This is a genomic window from Chitinophagaceae bacterium, from assembly GCA_007695095.1.
Lineage (GTDB): Bacteria > Bacteroidota > Bacteroidia > Chitinophagales > REEL01 > REEL01.
This window is the reverse complement of record REEL01000127.1, coordinates 20321-27815: the sequence shown is the minus strand read 5'-3', so window position 1 is coordinate 27815 and position 7495 is coordinate 20321. Positions and strand designations below refer to the sequence as shown.

Genomic DNA, 7495 nt, shown 5'->3' with positions numbered 1-7495 from the left:
CTTGGGTCTTCTACCCCGCCTATTTTCCCCTCAATATTTTCGGTTAATAGAAAGAAATCACTTAAAATTGCTTAGACTCATATACCGATAAAAATTAAAAAGCCGTTTAACCTGTAAGATTTTACTTTAACGATGAAAATTTAACTAAAATACATGAATGAAATAAAGATATTATGGGCAGATGATGAAATTGACCTTCTGAAACCACAGATTTTATTTTTAGAACAAAAAGGATATCAGGTTCAGGGAATTAATAATGGCTCTGATGCTATTGAAATATGCAAAGAAGGTAAGGTAGATGTAGTTTTGCTCGATGAATCCATGCCCGGTCTCAGTGGTCTGGAAACACTGGCCGAGATTAAGAAAATAAAGCCTTCTCTGCCGGTTGTGATGATTACTAAAAATGAAGCCGAGGATTTAATGGAAGATGCAATAGGGAATCAAATTGCAGACTATCTGATTAAACCGGTGAACCCCAACCAAATCCTGCTCACACTAAAAAAACTTATCGATAATAAGCGACTGGTATCTGCAAAAACTAACATGGCCTACCAACAGGAGTTTCAGAAGATATTTATGAAAATTCAGGATAACCCGAATGCAGATGAATGGATTGATATTTACAAGCAGCTAATCTATTGGGAATTAGAATTGGACAAAACACAATCTGATGAAATGCAGGAAGTTTTGTCCATGCAAAAACAAGAAGCAAACGTTGAGTTTGGAAAGTTTATCATCGGAAATTATAAAAAGTGGATGCAATCTGAAGATTCGGCTCCCATGCTTTCCCATAATTTATTTAAAAAACATTTGCTCCCGGTATTGTCGGATGATATGCCCACCTATGTGATTTTAATTGATAATCTAAGATATGATCAGTGGAAAGTGATACAGCCGATAGTGGAACAATACTTCAGGCAAGAAAGTGAGATTGGGTTTTACAGCTTTCTGCCAACGGCAACTCAGTATTCCAGAAATGCTATGTTTGCCGGTATGACTCCTTTAGAGATTGACAGAAGTCTTCCTGAGTTTTGGAAAAACGATGAGGAAGAGGGCGGAAAGAATTTATATGAAAAAGAACTGCTGAATAATTTTTTAAAATCCAATTTGTCAGACACTATTAAATGGACATACCAAAAAGTCACAAACAGCCAAAACGGCAAAGCTTTAGTAGATAATATTCAAAACCTTTCAAATAATAAGCTTAATGTAATAGTCTATAATTTTGTGGATATGCTTTCTCATGCCCGCACTGAGATGGAGGTATTAAAAGAACTTGCCGGTGATGAAAAAGCCTATCGTTCAATTACCAAATCCTGGTTTTTATACTCTCCATTATTGGATGCTTTGAAAAAAATCGCCTCAAATCCATGCAGAGTAGTATTTACAACTGACCACGGTACGATTCGGGTGAAGCAAGCTTCAAAATGCGTCGGTGATAGAAATACGACAACAAATATCCGGTACAAAACAGGTAAAAACCTTCAGTTTAATGAAAAGGATGTTTTATTTACCCGTAATCCTCATGAGTTTCAATTGCCTAAAACAAATGTGAGCTCTTCCTTTATTTTTGCCAAAGAAGATTTGTTTTTTGTATACCCAAACAACTTCAACCATTTCGTGAAATTCTTTAAAGATACTTTCCAACACGGTGGAATATCACTGGAAGAAATGGTCGTTCCTTTTTCTGTTTTTACAAACCGAAAGTGATTGTAGAAAATTTATTAACTTTAGGAAAAAGTCTTGGAAAACGTAAGCAATAGTAAAATTTTTGAAAACTATACCGAGCAAGATTTGCCGGAGGTAGGAAAATTGCTGTCTGAGATGTTAAAAGATACTTTTTTTATGACTTTTAAAGGAGACTTGGGAGCCGGAAAAACCACTCTTATTAAAGAGATTCTTATAAATTTTCAACTGGAATCCGACTTTTCCAGTCCTACGTACTCAATTGTTAACGAATACAAATTGAATGATGCTGATTTTAGAAAAGCCTATCACATGGATTTATACAGACTAAAGCATATAGATGAAGCACACGAAATTGGTTTGACAGAGTATTGGGATGAAGATAAAACGGTATGTCTTATTGAGTGGCCGGAGATTGCCGCCGATATTTTACCGGAAAAATGTATAAACATAAGTATATTTGTAAACGCAAATGGCAGCCGTAAATTAATAATTGACTAAGCATGTTTGAAGAAAAACCCTCAGATCCTCAAAATCAACAAAAAGAAAATATTGATGTTCAGGAAAAGCCTAAACTGAAGAGCAGAAATATGCAAAGCCTGTTTATCGGGATTCCCAGAGAAACTGCTTTTCAGGAAAGTAGAATTTCTTTGACCCCCGATGCCGTAAAGTTATTGGTGAATAACGGGCACCGAGTGCTTATTGAATCAAAAGCCGGAGAAGGGGCACATTTCTATGACAATGAGTATATGGAAGCCGGGGGAGAAATAGTTTTCAGCAAAGAGAAGGTCTATGAGGCTGAAGTGATTTTAAAAGTTGCTCCGCCATCTGAGAAAGACATCGAGTATCTTAAGATGAATCAAATCCTGATTACCCCGATACACCTTCCTACTTTGAAAAAAGAGTGTGTGTTAAAGTTAATGCAAAAAAAAGTGACCACTTTGGCATTGGAATATGTGAAGGATGATTCCGGGTTTTTCCCTTTTGTACGTTCTATGAGTGAAATTGCGGGCAGTTCTGTAATGTTGATAGCAGCAGAAATTTTAAGTGGTAAGCCTCACGGTAAAGGAGTTTTGCTTGGTGGTATCTCCGGAGTTTTACCGGCAAAAGTAGTTATACTTGGAGCCGGAGTTGTAGGCGAGTTTGCTGCCAGAACTGCCTTGGGACTTGGGGCTGAAGTTCGGGTTTTTGATAATAATATCTACAAGCTCATGCGGATGCAAAATAATATTGCCAGCCGTATATCTACTTCAACCATAGTGCCTGAAGTGTTAACAGAAGAAATAAAAAATGCAGATGTAGTAGTGGGTGCTGTCCACTCTGAGCATGGCAGAAGCCCTATGCTGGTAACTGAGCAAATGGTTTCAAAAATGAAAGCCGGTTCTGTAATTATTGATGTAAGTATAGACCAGGGAGGTTGTTTTGAAACGTCAGATGTGACTTCACATAACAATCCAACCTTTAAAAAATATGATGTAGTTCACTATTGTGTTCCAAATATACCTTCCAGAGTTGGCCGGACAGCCAGCTATGCACTTAGTAATATTTTAGGCCCGAATATTTTGATGAAAGCAAGTGAATACGGTGGTTTTGAGAAAATGTTACAGGTTGACAGGCATTTGAGAAATGGAGTTTATGTTTACCGGGGACGATTGACGAATCAGCATATTGGTAATTTGTTTGACCTGAACTTTACACATCTTGATTTGCTATTCATGTCAAATATGTAGTATTCAGAAAGGAGTAAAGTGATATAGGTGCCGGATTAGATGTTTCTCTTTTTTCTGTATTAGACCATAAATATTTTTTATCCAAACTGTTTTATTCAAACTGTAATTAACTTTGATGAAAATTTTAAATTATGCAAAAAGAGTTAGCTATTCATCAAAAAATCGAAGTACTTGAAAAAGAAATAATGCTGAAAAAGGAGGAGTTAAGTGCTTTGAGAAAGCAAGTTCCTTTTCAGGAAGTAAAAGATTATTTGTTTATAAATAAGAATGGAGACTCTGTCGCATTAAGTGAACTTTTTGGAGACAAGGATGAGCTCATTATTATTCACAATATGGGAAAGTCCTGTGCTTATTGCACTTTATGGGCCGATGGACTGAATGGAATGACTGCTTATTTTGAAGACAGAGCCGGTTTTGTAGTTGTCTCCTCAGATAGCTATAAAGAAATGAGTGAATTTGCCGAAAAGCGAAAGTGGACTTTTGAGATAGCTTCTTCTAAAGAAAATACATTTAAAAAGGACGTTGGTTTTTTTTCCGGAAATCACTCCTATCCCGGTATATCTGTTTTTAAAAAGGAAAAATCAGGACGAATTATGCATACATCAAGAGCATTTTTTGGACCCGGAGATAATTACTGCAGCTTATGGGATGTTTTTGCTATGCTAAATTCAGAGGATTTAAAATGGGGGCCTTCCTATCAATTGAAAACTAAAAAATAAATAATGCCTTTCATCATACTAAGAATCTTATTAGGTGTATTTTTTATAGTTTCCGGGTCGCTAAAAGTACACCCCATAGAGTTTTTTGAATTTTCTTTTGTAGAAATCGGAATCAGCAGCTTAACCTTCTCAACTATTTTGGCCAGATTGTTAATTGGACTGGAGTTTTTAGTTGGATTTTTTCTGATTACTTCTTTTCAATTGAAGAAGACACTGATTTTTTCAATTGGCTTAGTAATATTTCTGTCCATTTATATTATTTACCTGGCCTTTACTGAAGGACTAACGGCTAATTGTGGCTGTATGGGAGAACATTTTCAATTAACTCCTTTAGTATCATTATCGAAAAACATACTCATAGTTGCATTATTAGTGCTTTTGATTAAAAAGCACCCTTTTAAACCTCAGTCTTTACTGATTAAATGGATATCAATTTCAGCTATACTGCCTGCATTTGTTCTGCCTTTTATTTTAAATCCGGTGAATGCACATTCTTTTAATCCGCAAATTTCAGATTTTGAGCCTTATGCTTTTAAAAATGAAATCCTTGTTGACTACCCTTTTTTCGGAAGTCAGAAGCCGGATATTGAAAGTGGACAGTATATTGTTCCTGTATTACTGGCAGGGTGCAGATTTTGCAAAATTGCTTTGCATAAGATTGCTTTAATGGACAAAAACAACGACTTACCGTCTATTTTTGTAATCAGTTCCGGGGAAGCTGATTATACTATTTCTCTGATGGAAGAGGCCGGTATTGAATATCCTTTATATGAAGTAAATTCGAATAACATCTTTGTGATAAATGGGGCGCGGTCTTTTCCCGGTATTTTATTGCTGGATAACGGGATTGTTAAATATCGTTGGACAGGCAGCACTTTTCAGGAAAAATATGTATTAAAGGTGCTGGAAACTTATCTGGATTAATCTTTTTTTGTCTATTCATGATTGGGATAGAATGATAAATTGTTTTCATTTATCACAGCAATACTTTTTCTGTATTTTTTTTCTTTATAAAAAACGTATTTTTGGTACGGTTTTTACATTAGAGACAGATATGTATATATTCGTTTAGAAAAGTTATTTTAATAAACCATTACATTACTATTTTTCAATTTAAAATTTAACCAATGAAAAAAATGAACTTACTTTCAGCATCTTTCCTTTTAGCAGCGGTATTTATCCTTGCCTCTTGTTCTACATCCAGAACTGTTGAACGTATTGACCCATCAGAAACGATTGACTTAAGTGGTCGTTGGAATGATACAGATAGCAGATTAGTAGCTGAGGAAATGGTTAATGATGCTTTAAACCGTCCCTGGAGAACCAGATTTGAGACCAGAAATAACAGAGAACCTGTAATTGTTGTCGGTTTGGTAAGAAACAGAAGCCATGAGCATATTGCTTCGGAAACTTTTATCAGAAATATTGAGCGTTCATTTATTAATTCCGGATTAATTCGCTTAGTGGTAGGTGGAGATGCGAGAGACGAATTAAGAGAAGAAAGAGCCGATCAGACAGAATTTGCATCGGAGTCCTCAGCAGCCAGATGGGCAAAGGAATTAGGTGCAGATTATATTATGCAAGGAACGATTAACTCTATAGTTGATTCTTACAGAAATAGAAAAACAGTTACTTATCAGGTAAATCTGTCAATGACGGATATCGAGACTAATGAAATCGTTTGGTTAGGAGAAAAAGCGATTAAGAAGTTTATTGAAAATTAATATTTAAGTCCCGGTTATTTGCCGGGACTTTTTTCAAATTCTTTTCTATTCGTTTACGAGTAAAATGGTTTTTACATCCATGTATAAAAAATATTGTAACCCACAGGCAGTTTTAAAAAGCTTTGTTTTTCTACTTTTACTTTTTTTTACAATTTCATGTGCCTCTTATTATCAACGTAATCTTGAATTTCAGGAAAAGTTTGAAAAAGGAGAGATAACATCGGCACTGGAGGTTCATCAAAAAAACAAAAAGGCTAAAAGGAAGCGTGTAAAGCTTTTGTATTATCTGAACTCCGGAATGTTGTATCATTTAAAAGGTGAGTATAGCAAAAGTGTAGAATATTTTACTAAGGCAGATTATTTTGCTGAAGATTTTAGGAGAAATTGGCGGGCAGAGATATTAGCCTCTGTTTCAAACCCAACTGTAAAACCGTATCCCGGTGAAGATTATGAAATTGTACTGATTCATTATTACAATGCACTGAATTTTTTGCATCTCAATAATCATGAAGCAGCACTGATAGAAGCTCGCAGGATGAACTTAAAGCTTTTAGAGTTGCAGGACACATATAGCAGAGAAATGGTTTACAAAAGAGATGCTTTTGGTCATAATCTGATGGGAATAATTTATGATGCAGCCGGCGAGTATAATGATGCCTTTATTGCTTACAGAAATGCATATAATATTTACAGTGAAGATTATACTAACTTTTATGGTTTGAGCGCGCCTAAACAGTTAAAAAAAGACCTGCTGAGAGCTGCTCACCGAAGCGGTTTCCGGGAAGATTATAACTTTTACAGCAATCAGTTTAATATGAAATATGAGCGACCGACTGACGGGGGAGAGTTGGTTGTGTTTTGGGACAACGGACTGGGTCCTGTAAAAGATGAATGGAGCATTAACTTTACAGTTATGAGAGGACAAGGAGGTTATGTTACTTTTGTAAATGAAGAATTTAATCTTAGTTTTCCTTTTTATGTTGGAGATAGCAAAAGGGAAGCTGAATTGACAGATTTGCAATTTGTACGGGTAGCTTTTCCAAAACTTAAGTCAAGACCTTCAACGTTTAGCAGAGGAGTGATAAGGTCAGGTAATCAAAGCTATGAACTTGAGCTGGCTCAAAACATAGATGCAATTGCTGAAAAAAGCTTGAATGATCGATTTTTACGGGAAATGGGAAGCGCTTTACTGCGACTGGCTTTGAAACAAATTACTGAAATAGCAGCACGAGAAGTAAATCCCGGATTGGGACTGGCCGTTTCAATAGCAAATGCTGTAACAGAAAAAGCAGATACCCGAAATTGGCAAACCTTACCGGCAAAAATTCATTATACCAGAATTTCTTTACCGGAAGGAGAACAAACTCTAAGTTTTGAAACTCACATTGACCGTCAGGTAAATTCCCGTCCGATAAAGGTCAATATCAGAAATAACAGAACCACATTTTATTCTCACAGGACTTTCCTTCCACGACATTCTTTGTCAAATTAATTTAAGATTCATTTTTTGTTTTAAAACTATTTAACACTTATATTAGCAGATAAATAATATAGCTTGTTGTTTATCTGATGTTAAATAGACTAATTAACAATAAGCTACTTATTATATTAATTGAATATGGTAATACTTCTAGTT

7 protein-coding genes are annotated in these 7495 nt (G+C 35.5%); all 7 read left to right on the top strand.

The window, feature by feature from the left end:
• The first annotated feature begins 153 nt into the window (after positions 1-153).
• The 7 genes from EA412_10165 (at position 154) to EA412_10135 (ending at position 7351) form a co-directional block, all read left to right on the top strand.
• Positions 154-1710 (top strand): PglZ domain-containing protein, encoded by a 1557-nt coding sequence (locus EA412_10165; GenBank protein TVR77767.1) that lies wholly within the window; start codon positions 154-156, stop codon positions 1708-1710.
• Between the two features lie 33 nt (positions 1711-1743).
• Positions 1744-2187: a tRNA (adenosine(37)-N6)-threonylcarbamoyltransferase complex ATPase subunit type 1 TsaE gene (gene tsaE, locus EA412_10160; protein TVR77766.1), complete on the top strand. Its 444-nt coding sequence runs from the start codon at positions 1744-1746 to the stop codon at positions 2185-2187.
• Positions 2188-2189: 2 nt separating this feature from the next.
• A complete protein-coding gene (locus EA412_10155) occupies positions 2190-3416 on the top strand; it encodes an alanine dehydrogenase (GenBank protein ID TVR77765.1) in 1227 nt (408 codons plus the stop codon).
• Positions 3417-3547: 131 nt separating this feature from the next.
• On the top strand, positions 3548-4135 hold the full coding sequence (locus tag EA412_10150) for a DUF899 domain-containing protein (GenBank protein ID TVR77764.1): 588 nt from the start codon (positions 3548-3550) through the stop codon (positions 4133-4135).
• Between the two features lie 3 nt (positions 4136-4138).
• A complete protein-coding gene (locus EA412_10145; GenBank protein ID TVR77763.1) occupies positions 4139-5059 on the top strand; it encodes a DoxX family protein in 921 nt (306 codons plus the stop codon).
• A gap of 203 nt (positions 5060-5262) precedes the next feature.
• Positions 5263-5859 (top strand): penicillin-binding protein activator LpoB, encoded by a 597-nt coding sequence (locus tag EA412_10140; protein TVR77762.1) that lies wholly within the window; start codon positions 5263-5265, stop codon positions 5857-5859.
• Between the two features lie 64 nt (positions 5860-5923).
• Entirely contained in the window at positions 5924-7351 is a 1428-nt protein-coding gene (locus tag EA412_10135; protein TVR77761.1) for a hypothetical protein, read from the top strand.
• The last annotated feature ends 144 nt before the right edge of the window (positions 7352-7495 follow it).

Bases quoted from the DNA above. Each gene is read 5' to 3' on its own strand.
- EA412_10165 (TVR77767.1), top strand. From the start codon at position 154: ATGAATGAAATAAAGATATTATGGGCAGATGATGAAATTGACCTTCTG.
- EA412_10155 (TVR77765.1), top strand. From the start codon at position 2,190: ATGTTTGAAGAAAAACCCTCAGATCCTCAAAATCAACAAAAAGAAAAT.
- EA412_10150 (TVR77764.1), top strand. From the start codon at position 3,548: ATGCAAAAAGAGTTAGCTATTCATCAAAAAATCGAAGTACTTGAAAAA.
- EA412_10145 (TVR77763.1), top strand. From the start codon at position 4,139: ATGCCTTTCATCATACTAAGAATCTTATTAGGTGTATTTTTTATAGTT.
- EA412_10140 (TVR77762.1), top strand. From the start codon at position 5,263: ATGAAAAAAATGAACTTACTTTCAGCATCTTTCCTTTTAGCAGCGGTA.
- EA412_10135 (TVR77761.1), top strand. From the start codon at position 5,924: ATGGTTTTTACATCCATGTATAAAAAATATTGTAACCCACAGGCAGTT.